1 protein-coding gene is annotated in these 429 nt (G+C 63.2%); it reads left to right on the forward strand.

The annotated features are described in order from the left end of the window. A partial coding sequence (locus NE591_RS12565) for a sodium-dependent transporter (protein WP_256156781.1) occupies positions 1 to 406 on the forward strand: 406 nt, incomplete at its 5' end. Positions 407 to 429: the final 23 nt, after the last annotated feature.

A 429-nucleotide genomic window follows, 5' to 3' on the forward strand; every position in this document is an offset into this window, starting at 1 on the left:
CCCGAAGATCTTCGGTAGCCCGGATATGTTCTTCGAGGCGGCCTACGCGGCCATGGGTCAGGCCTTCTTCACCCTGTCCATCGGCATGGGCTCCATGACCATTTTCGGCAGCTACATTGACAAGCACCGCTCGCTCATGGGCGAGGCGGCCACGATCGGCGTGCTCGACACCGGCGTTGCCCTGGCCACGGGGCTCATCATCTTCCCAGCCTGCTTCGCCTTCGGCGTGGCGCCGGACTCGGGCCCCGGGCTTGCGTTCATCACGCTGCCGAGCGTGTTCGAACAGATGTGGGGAGGACAGGTGTGGGGCACGCTGTTCTTCGTGTTCATGTCATTTGCGGCGCTTTCCACGGTCATCGCCGTGTTCGAGGGCATTCTGAGGTTCTCGATGGACCAATGGGGATGATCGCGCAAGCGGGCCGTCACGGT

The organism is Adlercreutzia sp. DFI.6.23, assembly GCF_024462535.1.
GTDB lineage: Bacteria > Actinomycetota > Coriobacteriia > Coriobacteriales > Eggerthellaceae > Adlercreutzia > Adlercreutzia rubneri.